The sequence below is a fragment of the Promicromonospora sp. NPDC052451 genome, from assembly GCF_044547525.1.
Classification (GTDB): Bacteria; Actinomycetota; Actinomycetes; order Actinomycetales; family Cellulomonadaceae; genus Promicromonospora.
Genome location: NZ_JBIUAP010000005.1, coordinates 230162 through 251180, shown reverse-complemented (window position 1 = coordinate 251180; position 21019 = coordinate 230162). Strand labels below are relative to the sequence as shown.

At 73.5% G+C, this 21019-nt stretch carries 22 protein-coding genes; 15 read left to right on the top strand and 7 right to left on the bottom strand.

Annotated features, from left to right (window positions below; translation table 11 throughout):
• Positions 1-2: 2 nt before the first annotated feature.
• Together ACIG47_RS11005 and ACIG47_RS11000 are read right to left on the bottom strand one after the other, a co-directional pair.
• The gene (locus ACIG47_RS11005; protein WP_397430831.1) at positions 3-1070 is read right to left on the bottom strand and encodes a phosphotransferase family protein; all 1068 of its coding nucleotides are present in this window, start codon (positions 1068-1070) and stop codon (positions 3-5) included.
• Between the two features lie 129 nt (positions 1071-1199).
• Positions 1200-1958, bottom strand: coding sequence for a DeoR/GlpR family DNA-binding transcription regulator (locus tag ACIG47_RS11000; RefSeq protein ID WP_397430830.1), 759 nt, complete (start codon positions 1956-1958; stop codon positions 1200-1202).
• A 48-nt stretch (positions 1959-2006) separates the two neighbouring features.
• Here ACIG47_RS11000 and ACIG47_RS10995 point away from each other — a divergent pair, with 48 nt between their 5' ends.
• The 11 genes from ACIG47_RS10995 (at position 2007) to ACIG47_RS10945 (ending at position 11767) form a co-directional block, all read left to right on the top strand.
• Positions 2007-2390 (top strand): DUF4406 domain-containing protein, encoded by a 384-nt coding sequence (locus tag ACIG47_RS10995; protein ID WP_397430829.1) that lies wholly within the window; start codon positions 2007-2009, stop codon positions 2388-2390.
• Entirely contained in the window at positions 2387-3055 is a 669-nt protein-coding gene (locus ACIG47_RS10990) for an NUDIX domain-containing protein (RefSeq protein WP_397430828.1), read from the top strand. The genes ACIG47_RS10995 and ACIG47_RS10990 overlap by 4 nt, the downstream gene beginning before the upstream one ends.
• A 59-nt stretch (positions 3056-3114) precedes the next feature.
• Positions 3115-3786, top strand: coding sequence for an SDR family oxidoreductase (locus tag ACIG47_RS10985; RefSeq protein ID WP_397430827.1), 672 nt, complete (start codon positions 3115-3117; stop codon positions 3784-3786).
• A gap of 53 nt (positions 3787-3839) precedes the next feature.
• Positions 3840-4697, top strand: coding sequence for an endo alpha-1,4 polygalactosaminidase (locus tag ACIG47_RS10980; RefSeq protein ID WP_397430826.1), 858 nt, complete (start codon positions 3840-3842; stop codon positions 4695-4697).
• A 65-nt stretch (positions 4698-4762) separates the two neighbouring features.
• Entirely contained in the window at positions 4763-5539 is a 777-nt protein-coding gene (locus ACIG47_RS10975; RefSeq protein ID WP_397430825.1) for a FadR/GntR family transcriptional regulator, read from the top strand.
• 201 nt (positions 5540-5740) lie between these two features.
• A complete protein-coding gene (locus ACIG47_RS10970; protein WP_397430824.1) occupies positions 5741-7054 on the top strand; it encodes an ABC transporter substrate-binding protein in 1314 nt (437 codons plus the stop codon).
• Positions 7054-8001: a carbohydrate ABC transporter permease gene (locus ACIG47_RS10965; protein WP_397430823.1), complete on the top strand. Its 948-nt coding sequence runs from the start codon at positions 7054-7056 to the stop codon at positions 7999-8001. The genes ACIG47_RS10970 and ACIG47_RS10965 overlap by 1 nt, the downstream gene beginning before the upstream one ends.
• Complete coding sequence (locus tag ACIG47_RS10960; protein ID WP_397430822.1) at positions 7998-8888, top strand: carbohydrate ABC transporter permease; 891 nt, start codon at positions 7998-8000, stop codon at positions 8886-8888. The genes ACIG47_RS10965 and ACIG47_RS10960 overlap by 4 nt, the downstream gene beginning before the upstream one ends.
• 44 nt (positions 8889-8932) lie before the next feature.
• Positions 8933-10147 carry a D-mannonate dehydratase ManD gene (manD, locus tag ACIG47_RS10955; protein ID WP_397430821.1) on the top strand — a complete coding sequence of 405 codons (1215 nt, stop codon included), beginning with the start codon at positions 8933-8935 and terminating at the stop codon, positions 10145-10147.
• 203 nt (positions 10148-10350) lie between these two features.
• Entirely contained in the window at positions 10351-10932 is a 582-nt protein-coding gene (sigK, locus tag ACIG47_RS10950; protein ID WP_397409295.1) for an ECF RNA polymerase sigma factor SigK, read from the top strand.
• Positions 10925-11767: an anti-sigma factor domain-containing protein gene (locus ACIG47_RS10945; RefSeq protein ID WP_397430820.1), complete on the top strand. Its 843-nt coding sequence runs from the start codon at positions 10925-10927 to the stop codon at positions 11765-11767. Before sigK ends, ACIG47_RS10945 begins: the two co-directional genes overlap by 8 nt.
• Before the next feature lie 114 nt (positions 11768-11881).
• Here the strand turns inward: ACIG47_RS10945 and ACIG47_RS10940 are convergent, their stop codons facing one another.
• Both ACIG47_RS10940 and ACIG47_RS10935 read right to left on the bottom strand, forming a co-directional pair.
• Positions 11882-12577 carry a fasciclin domain-containing protein gene (locus ACIG47_RS10940; RefSeq protein ID WP_397430819.1) on the bottom strand — a complete coding sequence of 232 codons (696 nt, stop codon included), beginning with the start codon at positions 12575-12577 and terminating at the stop codon, positions 11882-11884.
• Positions 12578-12712: 135 nt separating this feature from the next.
• A complete protein-coding gene (locus ACIG47_RS10935) occupies positions 12713-13114 on the bottom strand; it encodes a PaaI family thioesterase (RefSeq protein WP_397430818.1) in 402 nt (133 codons plus the stop codon).
• Positions 13115-13194: 80 nt separating this feature from the next.
• Between ACIG47_RS10935 and ACIG47_RS10930 the strand changes: the two genes are divergently transcribed.
• On the top strand, positions 13195-13779 hold the full coding sequence (locus ACIG47_RS10930; protein WP_397430817.1) for a TetR/AcrR family transcriptional regulator: 585 nt from the start codon (positions 13195-13197) through the stop codon (positions 13777-13779).
• A gap of 17 nt (positions 13780-13796) precedes the next feature.
• Here the strand turns inward: ACIG47_RS10930 and ACIG47_RS10925 are convergent, their stop codons facing one another.
• Positions 13797-14378, bottom strand: coding sequence for a TetR/AcrR family transcriptional regulator (locus ACIG47_RS10925; protein WP_397430816.1), 582 nt, complete (start codon positions 14376-14378; stop codon positions 13797-13799).
• A 134-nt stretch (positions 14379-14512) separates the two neighbouring features.
• On the opposite strand from ACIG47_RS10925, the gene ACIG47_RS10920 reads away from it, so the two are divergent.
• Both ACIG47_RS10920 and ACIG47_RS10915 read left to right on the top strand, forming a co-directional pair.
• Complete coding sequence (locus ACIG47_RS10920) at positions 14513-16138, top strand: hypothetical protein (protein ID WP_397430815.1); 1626 nt, start codon at positions 14513-14515, stop codon at positions 16136-16138.
• Positions 16139-16185: 47 nt separating this feature from the next.
• Positions 16186-17742: a family 20 glycosylhydrolase gene (locus ACIG47_RS10915; RefSeq protein WP_397430814.1), complete on the top strand. Its 1557-nt coding sequence runs from the start codon at positions 16186-16188 to the stop codon at positions 17740-17742.
• A gap of 9 nt (positions 17743-17751) precedes the next feature.
• Here the strand turns inward: ACIG47_RS10915 and rsmI are convergent, their stop codons facing one another.
• Entirely contained in the window at positions 17752-18615 is an 864-nt protein-coding gene (gene rsmI, locus ACIG47_RS10910) for a 16S rRNA (cytidine(1402)-2'-O)-methyltransferase (protein WP_397409311.1), read from the bottom strand.
• Between the two features lie 33 nt (positions 18616-18648).
• On the opposite strand from rsmI, the gene ACIG47_RS10905 reads away from it, so the two are divergent.
• A complete protein-coding gene (locus tag ACIG47_RS10905) occupies positions 18649-20412 on the top strand; it encodes a dolichyl-phosphate-mannose--protein mannosyltransferase (RefSeq protein ID WP_397430813.1) in 1764 nt (587 codons plus the stop codon).
• A gap of 8 nt (positions 20413-20420) precedes the next feature.
• On the opposite strand, the gene ACIG47_RS10900 is transcribed toward ACIG47_RS10905, so the two are convergent.
• A complete protein-coding gene (locus tag ACIG47_RS10900) occupies positions 20421-21017 on the bottom strand; it encodes an isochorismatase family protein (RefSeq protein ID WP_397430812.1) in 597 nt (198 codons plus the stop codon).
• Positions 21018-21019: the final 2 nt, after the last annotated feature.

Here is a 21019-nt window from a genome sequence, read left to right as displayed (position 1 = left end):
GCTCAGGCCGCTGCCGCCCAGGACAGCGCGCGCAGGCACCCCGAACGGATGTCGTCGAGGTGCGCGGCCCGTTCCGCGGGTGGCGCGGCCCGGTACAGGCCCTGCCGCGCCGCGGTCAGCCCCGGGCCGAGGCGCAGGTGCAGGCCCCAGGTGAGGTGGGCGGTGGCGAAGCCCAGGGCCGCCTCGGCGCGCAGGTCGGAGCCGGCCAGCTCGCTGAGCGCGCGGCCGTAGGCGTCGAGGAGGGCGGGCTCGTCGAGCTCGCCGTGCCCACCGAAGGCGCGGTAGAGGGAGACGAACGTGCCCAGGTCGAACCCGACGGGACCCACCCCGGCGTGCTCCCAGTCGATGAGCGCGAGGTCGCCGGCCGGGTCCAGGCCCGCGTTGCGCGGGGTGAGGTCGCCGTGGACGAGCGTGGCGGGCAGCCCCTTGGCGCGCGTCACCAGGGAGTCGGACGCGTCCAGGCAGGCGTGCAGGGCGCGGACCTGCTCGGCGGTGAACAGCGTGCGCAGCAGCGGTTCGTGGGCCAGGGCGTCCAGGTTCTCGTGGCCGGTGTCCCGGTGGTGGGCGTACGCGGCGTAGCCCTCCCGCTCCAGCCAGGGCGTGTCCAGCAGGTCGGGGCGGGACTCGCCCGGTACGTACAGCAGGGCCGTGCGCCGGGCCGCGACCAGCGCCGCCTGGGGCGTCCAGCTCTGCTGGAGCACGGCGCCGACGTCGCGCATGACGATCCAGGCACGGCCGTGGTGGCTGAGCACGGTGGCGTCGGGCGGCGTCGTCAGACCGTCCGGGAGCAGGCCGGGCAGCCCGCTCCGGAAGAAGCGGCCCTCGCGCTCGTCCAGCCCGTCGTCGCGCGAGTCCAGCAGCGACTGCCGGCCCCAGGCCGGGACCTTGACGATCCACAGGGACGCGCCCGCGTCCGGCGCCGCGACGGCGACCCGGAGCACCGCCGCCTGGCCCAGCCCGGACGACAGGTCGCGCACCGAGAGCACCCGCACGCCCGTGCCCCACGGGCCCGGGCGGGAGTCGAGGACCGCCCGGATCGTCTCGGCGTCGGGCAGGGCATGGTCGGTCATCGGGTCCGTGCCTTCCTCGCGACTGGGGTGCGGGTGGCGACACGCTACCGGCGGTGCGCGGGGGAGCGCTTCACGAACCGGGATATCCGGGCGCGCCGCGGGAGGGCTGTCCCGGCGTGGCGGTAACGGTCAGCCGGCGGTCAGGATCTCCACCCCGAGCCCGGCGACCTGCTCGACGACAGGATCGTGCGGGTCGGCGTCCGTGATCACGCCGTTGACCTTCGTCCAGGGCAGCACCCGGAACCGCGACGCCGTCCCGATCTTCTCCGAGGAGGCCAGCACGTACGTCTCGGCCGCCCGAGCGGACAGCGCGCGCTTCATCGCGGCCTCCTCGGCGTCGCCCGTGGTCAGCCCGGCCTCAGGGTGCACGCCGGTGACGCCGAGGAGGCAGAGGTCGGCGGACACGTTCTGCGCCGCCTCGACCGCCGCGGCGCCGGAGGCGACCGCCGAGTGCTTGAAGACGCGCCCGCCGAGCAGGAAGACCTCGGCGCCGGGGTGGTCGAGGAGCGCAACGGCGACCGTCGGGCTGTGCGTGATCACGGTGCAGGCCAGGTCGGGCGCCAGGGCCCGCGCGACGGCGAGCGCGGTGGTGCCGCCGTCGAGGATCAGCGCGCCACCCGGTCGCACGAGCCCGGCGGCCACGGCGGCGACACGGCGCTTGCTGTCCGGGGCCACGGCCTGCCGGTCGGCGTACCCCACCACCGCCGGGGACACGGGCAGGGCGCCGCCGTAGACGCGTTGGCAGAGGCCCTCGGCGGCCAGGTCGCGGAGGTCGCGTCGCACGCTGTCCTCGGAGATCCCGAGGTCGGCCGCGACGTCCTTGGCCACGACCTTGCCCTCACGGGCCAGCAGGGCGAGCAGGTGGTCACGTCGTTCGGCAGCCAGCATTCCGGTTCTCTCCCGTTGTTGCACGTTTCTGCATGTATCGTAGCAGTCGTGAACGACAAGCCCCTGCTCATCCTGATCGCCGGCCCCTACCGCTCCGGGACGGGCGGTGACCCGCAGGCGATGGCCGACAATCTCGCTCGTCTCGAGGCCGCGGCCTGGCCCGTGTTCGAGGCCGGCCACGTGCCCGTGATCGGGGAGTGGATCGCCCTGCCGGTGCTGCGCTCGGCCGGCGCCGGGCCCACGGACCCCCGGGCCGACCAGGTCCTGTACCCCGCGGCCGACCGCCTGCTCGCCCACTGCGACGCCGTCCTGCGGCTGCCGGGCGACTCCACCGGGGCGGACCAGGACGTCGCGACGGCCCGCCTCCGCGGCCTGCCCGTCGACCACGACGTCGCCGAGATCCCGCGGCGCGTCCCTCGGGAGGCCGCGTGACGGGGCGTCCCGGCGTCGACGTCCCGGACGGCCGGGGGCGGACCGGCCTCGACCAGGCCGGGCGGGCCCTGGACCGCAACCCCGGTGTCGTGGTCCGCGACGTGGAGCTCACCTCCCAGGGCTGGCACGTGCTGCGCCGCACCACCTTCGACCACCGCCGACGCGACGGTCGCTGGGAGACGCAGCAGCGCGAGACCTACGACCGCGGCAACGGGGCGGTGGTGCTGCCCTACGACGTCGGCCGCCGCCGCGTGCTGCTCACCCGGCAGTTCCGCTACCCGGCCTACGTCAACGACCATCCCGACGGGATGCTCGTCGAGGCCGCCGCCGGGTTGCTCGACGCGGACGACCCGCTCACCGCCGTCCGGCGCGAGAGCCTGGAGGAGCTGGGGCTGCGCCTCGGCGACCTGACCGAGGTCTTCGACGCCTACATGAGCCCCGGCTCGGTGACCGAGCGTCTTCACTTCTTCGCCGGCCCCTACACCCCGGCCGACCGGACTGGCGCGGGCGGCGGGCTGGAGGCCGACGGCGAGGACATCGAGGTGCTCGAGCTGCCGTTCGCCGAGGCGCTCGCGATGACGCGGGACGGGCGCATCGTGGACGGCAAGACGATCATGCTGCTGCAGTGGGCGGCGCTGGACGGTCCGTTCGGGTCCGGTCGCTGACCCCGCCGTCCGACGTGGTCAGGCATAGCCTGGGTCCGTCCCTCACGGAAGGAAGCACCATGTCCCGCGTCCTGATCATCGGTGGCCACGGCAAGATCGCGCTCCTGCTCGCCCCTCTGCTCGTGGAACGGGGTGACGTGGTCACCAGCGTGATCCGCAACCCCGACCACGCGGACGACGTCGCGGCGACCGGGGCCATCCCGCTGGTCGCCGACGTCGAGCACCTCGACACCGACGGCCTCGCCGACGTGGTGCAGGGGCACGACGCCGTCGTGTGGTCCGCGGGCGCCGGCGGCGGCAACCCGGAGCGGACCTACGCCGTCGACCGGGACGCCGCCGTGCGGTCGATCGACGCCGCCCGCTCCGAGGGCGTGCCGCGCTACGTCATGGTGTCCTACCTCGGCGCGCAGACCGACCACGGCGTGCCCGAGGACAGCTCCTTCTTCGCCTACGCCGAGGCCAAGGCCGCGGCCGACGAGCACCTGCGCGCCTCCGGCCTCGGGTACACGATCCTCCAGCCCGGCCCGCTCACGCTCGACCGGCCCACCGGTCTCATCGAGGTGGTGAACCCCGGCGACGGCCGCGTCTCGCGCGCCGACGTCGCCGCCGTGGCCGCCGCCGTGCTCGCGGACGAGAGCACCGTGGGGCGCACCATCCCGTTCGGCAACGGCGCGACCCTGATCACGGACGCCCTCGCCGGGCTCCCGGACGCGGGCGATCAGTCCGAGTGAGCACTTCCCGGCGGACCGGGCCGGGGCCCGGCCGCCGCACCTACGATCGGCGGATGCCTCAGCTCGCCGTCGGCGCCGTGCTCGGCGTCCTCCTGCTCACCGCCTGTCAGGCCGCGCCCGGTGCGAGCCACGACGAGGAACGGCCGGCGACGTCGGCCGCCGTCGCGGAGGTGACGCTCCCGCCGACCAGCGGCCGGTTCGACTACCAGCTCGGCGCGGCCTACGAGCCCGCGGGCGGGCTCGACGTCGTGGTGCGGGACGCCACCGCGGACCCGGCGCCGGACGCCTACAACGTCTGCTACGTCAACGGGTTCCAGACCCAGCCCGGCGAGGACGGCCTCTGGCTCGACGGCAACGAGGACCTCCTGCTGCACGACGCCGCGGGGGAGCTGGTGGTTGACCCCGACTGGCCCGACGAGTACGTGCTCGACCCCGGCACCGAGGAGCGGCGTGAGCGCATCCTGGGCATTCTCGGACCGGTGATCACGGGGTGCGCCGACGCCGGCTTCGACGCCGTCGAGATCGACAACCTCGACACGTGGACACGGTTCACCGAGCCGGCGACCGGCCTGATCGAGCAGGCCGACGCCCTCGCGCTCGCGGCGGAGTACATCGACGTGGCGCACGGGGCGGGTCTCGCCATCGGGCAGAAGAACGCCGCGGAGGCGACCGCCGAGGGGCACGACCTCGGCTTCGACTTCGCCGTGACGGAGGAGTGCGCGGCCTACGACGAGTGCGGGTCGTACACCGGGGTGTACGGGCAGCACGTGCTCCAGATCGAGTACACGGACAACCTGCCGCAGGGCTTCGACGTGGTCTGCGCGAGCGCGGACCGCGCACCGCTGACCATCCTGCGCGACCGCGACCTGGTGGGGCCGGACGACGGGGCGTACGCGTACGAGCAGTGCTGACCTGCGGGTGAGCGCGCCGGGCCACCGGGGACGGGCGTGGCCCGGCCGGTGCTTATCCTCGACGCATGACATCCCCTCTCGCGCTGCCGCCGGACCCCCGAGATGCCGGCCCGTCCGGACGCAAGGGGTTGCTCACCGAGCACATCGCGCGGCAGCTCGAGCAGCAGATCCGGTCGGGCGAGCGGGCGGTGGGCACCAAGCTGCCCTCCGAGCGTGAGCTCGCGACGCAGTTCGGGGCGAGCCGGAACGTGATCCGGGAGGTGCTGCGCCGGCTGGAGGCGACCGGACTCATCGAGGTGGCCGCCGGTCGTGGGTCGTTCATCGCGGACCAGTCCTCCGGGCGTGCGCGCGGGTACGACGCGCTCTACCGCACGGAGCGGCCGACCGTGCGACAGCTCATCGAGGCGCGGATCCCGCTCGAGGTCGAGATCGTGGGGCTGGCCACCGAGCGGGCCTCGGACGAGCAGGTCGAGGCCATGGCGGCCGCCGACGAGCGGATGCGGCGTGCGCGCGACGTGGTCGAGAAGGCGCGCGAGGACCTCGCGTTCCACGACGCCATCGCGGCGGCCTGCGGCAACCCCGTGCTGCGGATCATGCTGTCGTCGATCGGCGGCCTCATGTTCGAGATGATGCTGCGCTCCAACTCCGACCCGGGCATCGCCGAGCCGGGGGTGCCGCACCACCCGGAGATCCTTGCCGCGATCCAGGCACGTGACGTCGAGCAGGCCCGGCTGCGCATGCGCGAGCACCTGGCGCTCGGGCTGCGCACCTATGGTCCGGACCTCGACGTGGGCCTGGACCTGATGGCGTCGCGGCACATCGAGACCCTGCTGGGGCGGTAGGAGGCGCGGGCCGCAGCCCTTTCCGGCCCGGGCCACCGCCTTTGGACCCTCCGGAGACCCGTGCTACCGTCCAACTGGTCCTACCAGTTGGACCACTAGCCATCCTTCCCCGTCGAGTGCGGGATGTTCGCCCTTCCGGAGGCGGACAGAGAGCGAATATCCCGCACTCGACGGGTTCACACATGGGGGTGTGGAGTACCTGTGCCATCGACCATCACGCCGCAGCGGGGCGGGCAGCTGAGCCGGCGGGCGTTCGGCGTGCTCGCCGCCGCGTCCGTCCTGGCGGCCTGCACGCGCGGCCCGCGGACGGCGAGCCCGGACGCCCCGTTGCGGGTGCTCGCGATCAACCACGTCTGGACGCAGGCGATCAGCCGGTACCTGCCCGAGCTCGAGGAGCAGATCGGCCGCAAGGTGTCCCTGCGGATGCTCACCGCCGACCAGCTCACCTCGAGCTTCAACGTCAAGCTCAACGCCTCGGCCACCGACATCGACGTCATGACGGTCCGGCCGCTGCAGGACCAGCTGATGTTCGCCCGCAACGGCTGGATCGCCGACCTCACCGACCGGGTCGAGGGCGACCGCGACTTCCGGTGGACCGACTTCCAGGACGCCCCGCGCGAGCGCTCGGTCACCCGCGGTGCGGCCGTCAGCGTCCCGGTCGTGACCGAGCGGCCCGCGCTCTACTACCGCAGGGACCTGCTGGAGGACTTCGGGGGAGCGCCCGCGACCCTCGACGACATGCTCGACATCGCCCTGGAGCTCGAACGGCGCAGCGAGGGCTTCTTCGGGTACGTCGGCCGTGGTCAGCGCAACGGTGCCGTCTCGCAGTGGTCGAGCTTCCTGTACTCCTTCGGGGGCGACTTCACGCACGACGGGCGGTCCGGGATCGGCACGCCCGAGGCGATCGCCGCGTACGAGTACTACGGGCGCCTGCTGCACGAGGCGGGCCCGCCCGGCGTCACGAACATGAGCCTGGAGCAGGCCATGCCGATCTTCGCGCAGGGCAAGGCGGCGATGTACATCGACGCCGACGCCATCTACAGCAACTTCCTCGACGAGAAGATCTCCACCGTCACCGACACCGTCGGGTTCGCGCCCTTCCCGGCCGGGCCGGCCGGGTCCGTCCCGCACAACATCCCGTCGTGGAGCCTCGCGATCAACGAGTTCTCGCTGCTGCGGGACGACGCGTGGGAGTTCCTCCGCTGGGCGGCCAGCCCGCAGATGGTCGCGCGGCTGCAGTCCGAGGGCATCCCCGGCGCCCGCCGGTCCGTCTGGGACGATCCGGCGACGCTGGCGTCCTTCCCGGCGGAGCTCGCCGAGACCATGCAGGTCAACGCGGCGAACGGCATCGGGCACGACCGTCCCGACGTCATGCAGGTGGGCCGCGCCCGCGACATCGTCGGCCGACCGATCGTGTCCGGCATCGTCGGCGAGGACGTGCCGTCGGTCGCCGCCGACGCGGATGCCGAGTTCAACGACTTCCTCGTCCGTGACAACCGTCAGCGGGAGTTCTGATGACGACGACCACCGCGCGCCCCGCGACCGGCCGGCGCACCACGCCGTCCGGCACGCCGATGGTGACCTTCGAGCAGGCGAACCGCCGCCTCAAGTGGGCCTTGCTGGCCCCGGCCCTCGGGTTCGTGGGCCTGATGATCGTGTTCCCGCTCGCGTTCACGATCAACCTCAGCCTGACCGACGCGTTCGGCGCCGTGAACGCGGGCAACACCTGGGTGGGCCTGCAGAACTTCGCCGACGCCCTGACCGACACGCGCCGGTTCTGGCCCGCCGTGGGCCGCACCGTCGTGTTCACGCTCGGCGCCGTCGTGCTGGAGACGGTGCTCGGGCTGGCCCTGGCGATGCTGATGCGCAAGTCGTTCCGCGGCATGGAGGTCGTCCGCACCATCCTGATGGTGCCGCTGCTGGCCACCCCGGTCGCCATCGGCATCCTGTGGATGCTCATCCTCGACCCGACCAATGGCATCGCGAACCACCTGCTCGGGTTCGTCGGCATCCCGCCCCAGGAGTTCCTCGGGTCGGTGTCGCAGTCGCTGCCCACCCTCATGCTCATCGACGTGTGGCAGTGGACGCCCATGATGACCGTGCTGCTGCTCGCGGGCCTGACCACGCTGCCGGAGGAGCCGGAGGAGGCCGCCCGCGTCGACGGCGCCAACGCCTGGCAGCGGTTCGTGCACATCATCCTGCCGATGCTGCGCACCACGATCCTGACGGCCCTGGTGCTCCGCGGCGTCGACGCCCTGAAGACGTTCGACCTGATCTACGCGACCAAGGGCCCGGGCGGCGGCTCGGACTTCGAGGCCGAGACGCTGAACGTCTACGCCTACGGTCTCACCTTCGACTACCAGGAGTACGGCCTCGCCTCGGCCGTCCTGGTCCTGTTCACGCTGTTCATCGTCGCGATCGTGGTCGTGCTGCGGCGCCGGACCGAGAGGAGCGCCTCGTGAGCGCCGTGACCACCCCCGCCCCCGGCGGCGCGCCCGTGCGTGCCTCGCAGCGCGTCGTCGCCCGACGGCGCCGCGGCCCGCAGCGTGCGCTGGGCGCCCTGCGCGCCGTGCTGATCGTGATCGTGTGCGCCGTCATCGCACTGCCGATCGTGTGGATGATCGCGGCCGCCTTCAAGACGAACGTGCAGGTCACCGATCCCACGGTCGGCCTGGCCTTCTCGCCCACCTGGGACAACTTCCGGGGCGTCCTCTCCGACGGCGCCCTCGTGCAGTCACTGGGCAACTCGCTGCTCATCGGCGTCGTCTCGACGGCGCTCAGCATCGTCATCGCGGTACCCGCCGCCTGGGCCGTGGGCCGGTTCCGGATGCGCCGCACCGGCTCGGTCGTGCTCGTGGCCCGCATCATCCCGGCCATCTCGCTGCTCGTGCCCTGGTACTACATGTTCGCGCAGCTCGGCCTGGTGGGCAGCCACCTGGTGCTGATCCTCAGCCACATGTTCGTCTCGGTGCCGCTGATCCTGTGGATCATGATCGGCTTCTTCGAGGGGCTGCCGGTCGAGCTGGAGGACGCCGCCCGCACCGACGGGCTGTCCGCCTTCGGGGCGTTCCTGCGGATCGCGCTGCCGCTGGCGGCGCCGGGTACGGCGTCGGCGGCCGTGCTCGCGTTCATCTTCAGCTGGAACAACTTCATCTTCGCCCTCATCCTCGCCGACGAGCGGACCATGACCATGCCCGTGCTGCTGTTCAACTTCATGTCCTACGCCAGCACCGACTGGGGCGGGCTCATGGCCGCCGCCACCCTGATGACGGTGCCGGTGCTGCTGGCCGCCGTCTTCGGGCAGCGCTACCTCGTGGCGGGCCTGACCGCCGGCGCCACCAAGGGCTGACGCCCTCCCACGTCCCTCCGACAGCCACCGACAGAAGGTTCCCCATGAAGATCGTCGACGCGAAGGTCGTCGTCACCTCGCCCGGCCGCAACTTCGTCACGCTCCAGATCACCACGGACGACGGGGTGACCGGCCTGGGCGACGCCACCCTCAACGGCCGGGAGCTCGCCGTGGTCAGCTACCTGCGCGACCACGTCGTGCCGCTGCTGATCGGCCGCGACCCGCACCGCATCGAGGACACCTGGCAGTACCTCTACCGCGGCGCCTACTGGCGCCGGGGGCCGGTGACGATGGCCGCGATCGCCGCCGTCGACGTCGCGCTGTGGGACATCAAGGCCAAGGTGGCCGGCCTGCCCCTGTACCAGCTCCTGGGCGGCGCGAGCCGTGACCGGGTCCGCGCCTACGGGCACGCCAACGGCTCCAGCCTGCCCGAGATCTTCGACTCGGTCCGGGCCCTCCAGGAGCGCGGCTACCAGAGCATCCGCATCCAGAGCGGCGTGCCGGGCCTGAAGTCCGTCTACGGCGTGCACACCATGACGTCGGCCGACGGGTCCGCGCCGGACGTGCTCGCCCGCCCGGCCGTCGAGGACTGGGACACGGGCGCCTACCTGCGCTACATCCCGCGGGTCTTCGAGGCCGTGCGCAGCGAGTTCGGCCCGGACCTGCCGCTGCTGCACGACGCACACCACCGGCTGTCCCCGATCGAGGCGGCCCGCCTCGGCAAGGACCTGGAGCCGTACGACCTGTTCTGGCTGGAGGACTGCACGCCCGCCGAGGACCAGGAGGCCCTGCGCCTGGTGCGGCAGCACACGACCACCCCGCTGGCGATCGGCGAGGTGTTCAACACCGTCTTCGACTACCAGACACTGATCGACGACCGCCTCATCGACTACGTGCGCTCCGCCGTGACGCACTTCGGCGGCGTCAGCCCCATGAAGAAGCTGTTCGACTACGCGGGCCAGCGCGGCATCAAGAGCGCGATCCACGGGCCGGAGGACATCTCGCCCGTGGGCATGGCCGCCGCGATCCACCTCGACCTGGCGATCCACAACTTCGGCATCCAGGAGTACTCCGGTCACACGGACCTGACCAACGAGGTCTTCCGGCACGCGTACACCTTCGAGGACGGCCACCTGCACCCGGGCGAGGCCCCCGGCATCGGCGTGGAGCTGGACGAGGAGCTCGCCGCCGCGCACCCGTACGTGCCCGGGTACCTGCCGGTCAACCGCCTTCAGGACGGGTCCGTCCACGACTGGTGACGGGGCTCACCCCCGGGCGTCCCATCCAGGATCCCGTCAGCACCGAACCTCCTGAGCGGCACCCTGCGAGTGCCGCTCAGGAGCACGTGCGTGGAGCGCGGGAGGGCGGTGGGGACCAGATGCCGGTCGCACTGTGCGAGCAGCCCGTGGTGTCGCCCATGTCGACGGCCGGCCGCGAGCCGTTCGTGAGGCAGACTGGGGCGGTGGCCTCACCACCAGCCCGTACCTCGCCGCTCGATGCCGTCGACGCCCTGCTCGTGGCGTGCGCGGGCGGCGACCCGGAATCGTTCGCGCCCGTGTACGACGCGCTCGGCCCGGTGGCGTACGGTACGTCGCTCGGCGTGCTGCGCGACCCGGACCACGCGGCCGAGGTGACCCAGGAGGTGATGGTGGAGGTGTGGCAGACGGCCTCGCGGTTCGACGCCGCGCGCGGCTCCGCACGCACCTGGGTCGCCACGCTCGCCCGCCGGCGGGCGGTCGACCGGGTCCGCTCGGAGCAGGCGCACCGTGACCGCGACCAGCGGGACACCGACCTGCGGACCAACGAGACGGCCCGTGACGTGGTGGTCGAGGACGTCGAACGGCGCCTCGAGGGCTCGGCCGTGCGCCGCTGCATCGAGGGGCTCACCCCGACCCAGCGCGAGGCCGTCGTGGTCGCCTACTACGGCGGCCTGACCTACCGCGAGGTGGCCGAGCAGCTCGGCGCCGCACTGCCGACCGTGAAGAGCCGGATCCGCGACGGACTCGGCCGGCTCCGCGACTGCCTGGGGGTGGCCCGTGGCTGACGATCTCAGGGCCGACCGCCCGCACGCCGACGTCTGGGACCTGTTGCCCGGGTACGCCCTGGACGCCCTGGACGACGCCGAGCGCCGGGCCGTGGACCGGCTCCTCGCGTCCGACGCCGACGCACGTCGTGCGCTCGACGAGTACCGCGACGTCGTCGCGTCCTTCGTGGTCGAGGCGGAGCCGCCGGCCGCGCTGCGGGCGAGCGTGCTCGACCGGGTACGCAGCACGCCGCAGGTCCCGGGTCCGGACGTCGCCGACGTCGCGGAAACCGGCACCGCAGTGCCGGCTGCGACTCCGCCGGCTGCGACTCCGCCGGCTGCATCCTCGCCGGTCGCGGAACCGCCGTCGGAGGGCGCGGGCGCCGTCGTCGACCTGGCGGACCGCCGCCGGCGGCGGCGCTGGGCGACCGCGGTGGCCGCGGTCGCGGCAGCGGCCGCGATCGCCGTGCCCACGACGATCGCCGTGCAGGTGTCCGCGGAGCGCGACCGGCTGCGCGAGCAGGCGCAGGCGGTCTCCGAGATGCTGGCCGACCCGGACAGCTCGATCCTGCGCGGCGCCGTCGAGGGCGGCGGCGAGGCGACCGTGCTGGTGGCCGACGACGACATGTTCTTCCAGGCCGAGGGCCTGCCCGAGCCCGGCCAGGGCCGGGCGTACCAGCTCTGGGTGGTGGCCGGCGACGGCAGCGTCTCCTCGGCCGGCGTGCTCGCGCTGCGGGACGGCACCGCGTCGTCGCTGGTGCAGGACTCCGACGGCGTCGGCATGGCGGTGTCGGTGGAACCCGCGGCGGGCTCCGAGCAGCCGACGACGACCCCGGTCGTCGTCCTCGGCACCTGACCGGCCCGGAGGGCTGGTCAGGCGGAACCACGCGGGACGCCGCACGACACAGGACGAGAGCGGGGTCCCGATCCGAACCGGATCGGGACCCCGCTCTCGTCCTGGCGGACCGGATCACATCTCGGGCATCAGCACCGAGTCGATGAGGTACACGGTCGCGTTCTGGGTCATCACGCCGCCGCAGATCACGTTGGCGTCGTTCACGGTGAGCTCGTCACCGCTGCCGGCGACCTCGACGGTGCCACCCTCGACGGTGGTCTGCTCGCCGACCACCTCGTCCGGGGTGAGCTGACCGGGCACCACGTGGTAGGTGAGGATCTTCGTCAGCAGGTCGCTGTCGGTGGACAGGGTGTCCATGGTCCCGGCGTCGATCTTCGCGAAGGCGTCGTCGACCGGGGCGAACACGGTGAACTCGTCGCCGTTCAGCGTGTCGACGAGGTTCACGTCCGGGTTGACCTCACCGCTCACGGCCTTGACCAGGGTGCTCAGCAGCGGGTTGTTCGACGCCGCCACCGCCACCGGGTCGGCGGCCATGCCGGTGACCGAGCCCGGGCCGTCCGGCACCTGCTCGGCGTAGTCGGCGCAGCCCGGGCCCACGAGGTTCGCGGCCGGGTCGGCCGTGCTGTCGTCCTCGGCCGGGGACTCCTCGGTCATCGAGTCGTCCGTGGGGCCGGTGGTCTCCTCGGACGCGGCGGTCTCCTCCGAGCCGGTGTCCCCGCCCGACGAGTCCATGCTGCAGGCCGACAGCCCGAGCACGGCCAGGGTGGCGATACCGGCGACGGCGTAGGACGTACGGGTTCGAGCGTTCATCGGTCTCTCCTCGGTGTGGCGTCACCCCGCGTCCTGCGGGGCGTCTTGACCGGGGTTCGGAGCCGTCGCCCGACCGGATGGGGGTCGATGCGAACGAGTTCGGCCGAGGGTCGTGCGCCGCAGCCCGCGTCGCGGTCACGCGGCCGGGCGGACCAGGCGCACCGTCTGGAGCACGTGCACGCACAGCTCACCGGACTCGTCGGTGACGCGGACCTCGACCAGCACCTGGCGCCCGCTCGCGCGGACGGGGGTCGCCGTCGCGGTCGCCGGGCCCGCCACGGGACGGAGGAAGTGCGTGGTGGAGTCCACGGTGGCCGGCAGGGTGCCGGGCTCGGCCTGGGCCGCGGCGCAGACCGCGGCGACGCCGTCCGCCAGACCCATGAGCGCCCCGCCGTGCAGGCCGCCGCCGACCGTCGACAGGCCGTGCTCGAAGGGCAGCCGCCCGACGACCTCCTGCGGACCGATGGTGTCGAGCTCGACGCCGAGCGTCCTGACGAACGGCGCTGCCGCGTAGACCTCGTCGGCGGTCATGGTCATGCCGGCACCCTCTTCCGATATCTGTGGAGATCTCTCTCTAGAGACCGGACTCTAGTGACGGCCTGGAGTACCGTCAACGCATGCCCCGCCCGACTCACGACACCTCGGCGATCCTCGACGCGGCGGGCCGGATCCTCGGTGCGGGTGGCCCTGCCGCCGTCACCATGGCTGCGGTCGTCCGCGAGGCCGGCGTGCCGAGCGGGTCCCTGTACTACCGGTTCCCGGACCGGCCGGCCCTGCTGGCCACCCTGTGGAACCGCGCCGTCGAGAGCTACCACGGCGACGCCTACCCGCTGTTCGACGGCGACCCCGTCGACGCGGCGGCCGCGCTCGCGGCCTACACGGTGCGCTGGTGCCAGGCCGAGCCGGCGCACGCGCACGTGCTGCTCGCGGGCCGCGCGCGGTTCGAGGCCGACGCCTGGCCCGAGGCCGCTCGCGAGACGGAGGCGGCCGAGAGCGACCGCTGGAACGCGGCGATCCGCGGCCTGACCAGGCGGCTGCGGGCCCGGACCACGGTGCCGACCAGTGAGATCCTGCTGGTCGTGGTCGACCTGCCGTATGCCGCGGTGCGCCGGTACCTCAGCGGCGACCGGCCGATCCCGGCGGACCTGGCCGACGTGGTCTCGGGGATCGTGCGCAGGTCGTTCGACGACCCGGCGGGGTAGCCGGACCGGGGTGGCGACTATCCGCGGGCGGGGAGCCTGCGCCCCTCGACGACCGCGAAGATCGCGCGCTCCAGCGCGTCGGCCACCTCGGACGGCTCGCCGAGGTAGCCGGCGAGCATCGCCCCGTCGCGGAGCATCATGAGCTCCTCGGCCCCCTGCTCGGCGCCGGGCACGCCCAGCTCGTCGAGCATCGCGGCGAAGGTCCGGCGGTACCAGGCGCGGTGCTCGGCGACGACGGCCCGGACCGGGCTGCCGGGCTCCGCGTACTCGGCGGCCGCGTTGATGAACGAGCAGCCCCGGAAGCCCGGCTTGCAGGCCTCGGCGCCGATGCCCTGCGCGAACCGGCGGAACGCCTCCGCGGCGTCGGGTGCCGCGGCGCGCAGCCCGTCGAGGGCGGCACGCTCCCAGGCGCCCTGTCGCTCCAGGTAGGCCACCACGAGCAGGTCCTTGGTGCGGAAGTGGCGGTAGAACGTGACCTTCGTGATCCCCGCGCGCTCGATGATCTTGTCGGCGCTGACGGCGCGGATGCCGTGGGCGTAGAAGAGCTCCGTGGCCGCGTCGAGGATGCGGTCGCGGGTGGAGGGGGTGCTGCTGTTCATCCCGGTCGCTCCTGGTTGGTGGTGCCGATGCCTGACCGACCAGTCTACAGCGTGGTGGAGTGACGTGTTCGTCTACCTTGCGGACGGCGTCCCGGGGTTCCCACCTGGTCGCCCCGTGGGGGAGAATGAAGCCCGTGGCCATCCGGAACGTCCGATTCGTCCCACACCACCGCCCTGCCTCCGTCACGGTCCTGCTCGCTGCCCTGCCCGTGGCGACAGCCCTCGCCCTCGCCGGGTGCACCGTGCCCACGGCCGAGGGCGTCGACGGCAGCACGGGGGAGAGTTTCCAGGTCAGGGAGCCGGAAGGGCCCGCGCTCGTCCTCGACTCGTCGGACGCCGCGGAGCTCGCGCTCACCGCGAGCCAGGCGTTCTTCCACGCCTCCCCGGTGGCCGTCATCGCCCCAGCGGACGACACCGACGCCCGAGCGACCGCGGCGGCCACCGGCGCCGCCGTCACCGCACCGGTGCTGCTCACCGACGGCGGGGTCTCGGACACGAACCTCGTCGCCGAGCTCGATCGGCTCGGGGCCGGCACGGTCGTCGTCGTCGGTGACGAGGAGGCCGTCGCGGAGGTCGGCGCGGCCACCGGCAAGGCCGACGTCGTACGGTTCGACCCCGGTGCGCTGAGCGCCGCGGCCGAGGCGGCCGCCACCGGGGGCCGCAGCGGCGCCGACAAGCCGGAGACCGGCAAGGTGCAGCTCCCCACCGCCGACCGGCTCGACGCGTCGGACGTGGCCGGACTGCGCGCCGAGATCCCCGACGTCGCCGACCCGACGCTGCTCCAGGAGATCCTCGTCGCCGTGGACCCGCAGCCGGGGCACGAGGCGGCCATCGGTACGGCGCTCGCCGCCGGAGCGGTCCCGGTCGAGGTGCCGGGCGGAGACATCGCCACCAGCCCCGAGACGGTCGAGACCATCCGCGCGCTCAAGCCGCTCGGCGTGGTCGGGATCGGCGACGGCTTCGGCACCGCGGACGACCTCGGCTGGCAGGTGGAGGTCGCCACGTCGGGCGCGACGCTGCCGGGCGGGGCGCTGCGGCTCTTCCCGGGCCGGTACGTGTCGACGTCGTACGTGGTGCCGGCCGGTCTCGCGGACCCGGGGGCCGACGCCGTGGCCGCCGCGGCCTCGGCTGCGGCCCATGCGGCACCGTTCGACGCGGAACCGCTGGTCACCGTGGTTGCGAGCGTCCGCTCCGGCGCTGCGGGTGACGACGGCGACTACGTCGACGAGCAGCCGCTGGAGGACGTCACGGCCGCCGTCGGGGCGATCCGCGAGGCGGGGCAGCTCGTGCTGCTCGACGTCGCGCCGGGCAACCAGCCGCTGGCCGCGCAGCTCGACGCCCTCGAACCGCTGCTGACCAGGCCGGGTGTCGGGGTGTCGGTGCACCCGGAGTTCCGCGTGGCGGGCAACGGTGCCGAGGACGGCTCGGTACCCGTCGCGGAGCTGCAGGCCGTGGTGGACCGGCTCGCGCAGCTCGCCACGGAGCGCGGACTGCCGCAGATCATGCTGGAGGTGCACCAGTCGACGGCCGCCTCCGTGGTGGACCGGTCGCTGCTCGACGTGCCGCCGCAGGTGGCGGTGGTGTTCACCGCCGCAGGTCCGGGTGAGGGTCAGGCCACGGCGGGCGGTGTCTGGGCCGACGTCGCGAACGAGCTCCCCGCGCACACCTACCTCGGCTGGTCCGCCCCCGACGCGTTGCCCGCCGACCCGGAGAGCATCATGCCGACCGAACCGCTCCTGGGCCTGGTCTCCGCCGGCTGAACCTGCGAAACTGCGGGCACCACCGGAGCGAAGGGGCCCTAACAATCGTGACCACCGTGAGCAGCGGCGCGGCAGTCGTCGCCGACGCCGTCATCCCCGCACCTGTCGAGATCGAACCGGGCGAGGGAGTGCTGGACCTCGCCACCGTCACCGTGGACGCGCCCGACGCCATCCTCGCCCGGCTGGCGGGCGAGCTGCTCGTCGCCGCCGGAGCCGTCGTGGCCGACGCCGGCGCCCCGGTGGTCCTCCTGCTGGACCCGGCCGCCGGGCCGGAGGCCGCGCGGAGCGCGGAGCGCTACACGCTGACCGTGACCCCGGACGGCGTCACGGTCGCGGCCCCCGGGCGCGCCGGGCTGCTGCACGGCGTGCGGACACTGCGCCAGCTCGTCAACGCCCGCCGCGGGGAGACGGGCGGTCCGGTCGAGGTGGGCGCCGTCGTCGTGCGGGACGCGCCGCGGTACCCGTGGCGCGGGCTGTCGCTCGACGTGGTGCGGCACTGGTTCGGGCCCGCCGACCTGCGTGCCGTCGTGGACCTCGTCGGCTCCTACAAGATGAACCGGCTGCACCTGCACCTCTCGGACGACCAGGGCTGGCGTCTGGAGATCCCGTCCCGGCCGGCGCTGACCGAGAAGTCGTCGCAGGGCGCCGTGTCGGGCGCGACGGGTGGGTTCCTCACCGCCGACGAGTACCGCGAGCTCCAGGAGTACGCGGCCGAGCGGGAGGTCGTCATCGTCCCGGAGATCGACGTGCCGGGCCACGTCAACGCCGCGACGCACGCCTACGGCGAGCTCATGCCGTCGGGCGAGCCCACCGACGCCTACGACGGGATCGAGGTGGGCTTCTCCAAGCTGCACCTCGACCTGCCCGCCACCGAGCCGTTCCTGCGCGACGTGTTCACCGACGTCGCGCGCATGACCCTGGGGCCCTGGGTGCACTTCGGCGGCGACGAGGTGCTGGTGATGCAGCCCGAGGAGTTCGGCCGGTTCGTGGTGCTGTGCCAGGAGATCGTCACGGCGGCGGGCAAGACGCCGGTGGCCTGGCAGGAGGCCGCTGGCTCCGCACACGGTGACCAGGCGGCGGTCGCGGCGCTGGCGGCCTCCGGCGCCGCCCCCGCTCCGGGCGAGGCGCCCGGCGCCGACGGCCCCTCGCTCGTCGAGCCCGGCACCGTGCTGCAGTACTGGGACACCCGGCCGGACCCGGCACCCTTCGTGCGCGCCGCACAGGCGGGGGCGAGGTTCGTGATGTCCCCCGCGGACCGCGCCTACCTCGACATGAAGTACACGCCCGAGCACCCGCTGGGCCAGCAGTGGGCGGCCTTCGTCGAGCTGCACGACTCCTACGACTGGGACCCGGCGCGCCTCGTCGAGGGGCTGCCGGAGTCCGCGATCGAGGGCGTGTCGGCGGCCATCTGGACGGAGACGCTGGCCAGCCGTGCTGACCTCTTCTCGATGCTGCTGCCGCGGCTCGCCGCGGTGGCCGAGACCGCGTGGTCGCAGCCGGGTGCCAAGGACTGGGAGTCGTTCCGGGCCCGGGTCGCGGTCGAGGCGGCCACGTGGCGCCGCGACGGCGACGCCTACCACCCGACACCTCAGATCGACTGGTGACCCGGGCCGTCAGCGCGCAGGGCGGGCGGCCAGGGCCGCCGCGTAGAGGTCACGCTTCGGCACGCCCGCGGCGTCGGCCACCTCGGCGACGGCTGCCTTGAGGCGCTCGCCCGCGGCGACACGGGCCAGCACCTCGTCCACGACGTCCGCCACGCTCGCGCCCGTCGCGGGCGCCCCGCCGACCACCACGCAGATCTCGCCCCGGAGCTGCTCGGCCGCCGCGCGCTCCGTGAGGTCCGCGAGCGTGCCGCGCAGCACCTCCTCGTAGGTCTTGGTCAGCTCGCGCGCGACGGCGGCCGGCCGGGTGTCGCCGAACGCGGCCGCCATGGCGCCCAGCGTCTCCGCGATGCGGTGCGGCGCCTCGAAGAACACCATGGTGCGCGGCTCGGCGGCCAGCGCGGCGAGCGTCCGGGCGCGGTCGCCGGGCTTGCGCGGCAGGAAGCCCTCGAAGGTGAACCGGTCGGTCGGCAGGCCGGAGAGCGCCAGCGCCGTGAGCACGGCGCTCGGGCCGGGCGCGGCGGTGACGCGCAGCCCGCGCTCGATCGCGCGCTCCACGATGCGGTACCCGGGGTCGGAGACCGACGGCATCCCGGCGTCCGTCACCACCACGACGGTGCCACCGCCGTCGACGACGTCGAGGAGCTCGTCCGCGCGGGCCGTCTCGTTGTGCTCGTGGTAGCTCGTGACCCTGCCCCGCACCTGGACACCCAGCCGGCCGGCGAGCCCGTGCAGGCGGCGGGTGTCCTCGGCGGCGACGACGTCGGCGTCCGCCAGGAGGCGGACCAGGCGGGGCGAGGCGTCCTCCGCGTTGCCGATCGGGGTGGCGGCCAGGACGAGGGAGCCGGCTTCGGGTACGGGGGACGGGTCGGTCATGAAGCACAGGGTGTCACGCTCTATGCTGGCCCGGTGTCTCAGCAGCCTGACGCCACAGGAGCGCACTTTCCGGGAGCGCAGCAGGCTCTGCCCGGGACGTTCGGGGCGCACGTGCGCCGTGCCGCGGTGAGCACCGGGTCGTTCCCCGTCGTCGACCGGCCGGCACCCGAGCCACCCGTGCGCGACCGGCTCCTGCGGGACCTGCTCGGCGAGCGGCGCCTCGCACTGGGACGGACGGCGGCCGACCGGTTCTGGGGTCTGTTCGGCGCGCTCCTGGTCACGCTGCTCGCGGCCGCCGCGCGGCTGTGGGAGCTGGGCCGGCCGGGCAAGCTGGTGTTCGACGAGACGTACTACGTCAAGGAGGGCTGGTCCCTGGCCAGCCTCGGCTTCGAGGCCGCGTGGCCCGACGAGCCGAACCCCGCCTTCGAGGCGGGCGACGTGAGCTCGTACAAGACCGACGAGGCCGAGTACGTGGTGCACCCGCCCGTCGGCAAGTGGATGATCGCCCTCGGCATGCGCCTCATGGGCGGCGCCCAGGACCCGGTGGCCTGGCGCATCGCGAGCGCGGTGATCGGCGTGCTCGCGGTGTTCCTCATCGTGCGCATCGCGCGGCGACTGTTCTCCTCGACCCTGCTCGGCCTGGTCGCCGGCCTGCTGCTCGCCGTCGACGGCGAGGCGATCGTGCACTCGCGCACCGGGCTGCTCGACCAGTTCCTCATGTTCTGGGTGCTCGTCGGGTTCGGCTGCCTGGTGCTGGACCGCGAGTGGGCCAGACGCCGGCTGGCGGACCGGGTGGCGCAGATCGTCGAGGCCGGCGGCGTGATCGGGAAGTACGGGCCACGGCTCGGCGTCCGGTGGTGGCGGCTGGCCGCCGCCGTCTCTCTCGGGCTGGCGTGCGGCGTCAAGTGGTCGGGCCTGTACTTCGTCGCGGCGTTCGGCCTGCTCACGGTCATCTGGGACCTCACGGCGCGCCGCGCCGCCGGCATCGGGCGCTGGTGGGAGGACGCGCTGGTGGTCGACGTCGTCCCGGCCGTCGTGGTGCTGCTGCCCACGGTGGTCGCGGTGTACGTGGCGACCTGGTCGGCGTGGTTCGCGCACCCGATGTCGTACCTGCGCAACTGGGCCGAGGTGAACGGCGTCGCACCGCCGGGGTGGTGGCCCGACTGGGGCTGGGCACAGGGCGCCTGGGAGGCCGGCCGCTCCCTGTGGGAGTACCACCGCATGATGTGGGACTTCCACAACGGCCTGGAGTCGGACCACAACTACGCGTCGCACCCGCTGGGCTGGATCGTGCAGTGGCGGCCGACGTCGTTCTTCTGGGAGAAGTTCGCCCCCGGCCAGGGGCCGTGCCCGGACGACGCCGTCGGCGACTGCGCGACCGCGGTGACGTCGCTCGGCAACCCGCTGCTGTGGTGGCTCGGTGCGCTGGCGATCCCCGTGGTGCTGGTGCTCGTCGTCCGCTACCGCGACTGGCGCGGGGCGACGGCCCTGGTGGGGATCGCCGCCGGCTGGCTGCCGTGGTTCCTGTACTCCTGGCCGCTCGCGGACCGCACCATCTTCACGTTCTACTCGATCGTGTTCACGCCGTTCGTGATCCTGACGCTCGTGTACCTGCTGGCGGTGGGGCTGGAACGGACCCCGCGGCGCAGCGGGGACCGCCGCATCGTGAGCTGGCTGGCCGCCGTCCTGGTGGTGCTGATCGTCGGGGTGAGCGTGCTCTACTACCCGATCTGGACCGCGATGCCGGTGCCGTACGAGTACTGGCAGCGCCTGATGCTGCTCCCGAGCTGGATCTAGCGGGCCCGTCAGAGGGTCGCGCTGTCGCGGAGCTCCACTCCTGCGGCGCTGAGCTCCTGCTCGGCGGTCCGGCCCTGCTCCGGGGAGACGGGGATGGTCAGGTCGGTCAGCACGCGGGCGCGCAGGCCCGCGCGGCGCGCGTCGAGCGCGGTGTGCTTGACGCAGTGCGACTCGACCAGGCCGACCACGTCGACGTCGGTCACCTGTGCCTCGGCCAGGATGGTCGCGAGGCTGCGGCCGTGCTCGTCGGCGCCGTCGAAGCCCGAGTAGCCGTGCGAGTACTGGCCCTTCTTGAGCCGTGCGTCGGGGTGCAGCTCGGCGAGCGCCGGGTGCAGCTCCGCTCCGGGGGAGTTGGCGATGCCGTGCGGGGGCCAGGAGTCGACGAAGTCGGGGTGGTCGCTGAAGTGCTCGCCCGGGTCGATGTGCCAGTCCTGCGTGGTGAGCACCGTGGTGTACCGGTCGCGGTGCGCGGCGGCGTAGGTCGCGACGCGGTGGGCGATCTCGTTGGCCCCCTCGGTGGCGAGCTCGCCCCCCTCGCAGAACGTGGGCTGGACGTCGACGACGACGAGGGCCCGGCGGACGGGCTCGGACTCGGTCAGGCTCATGC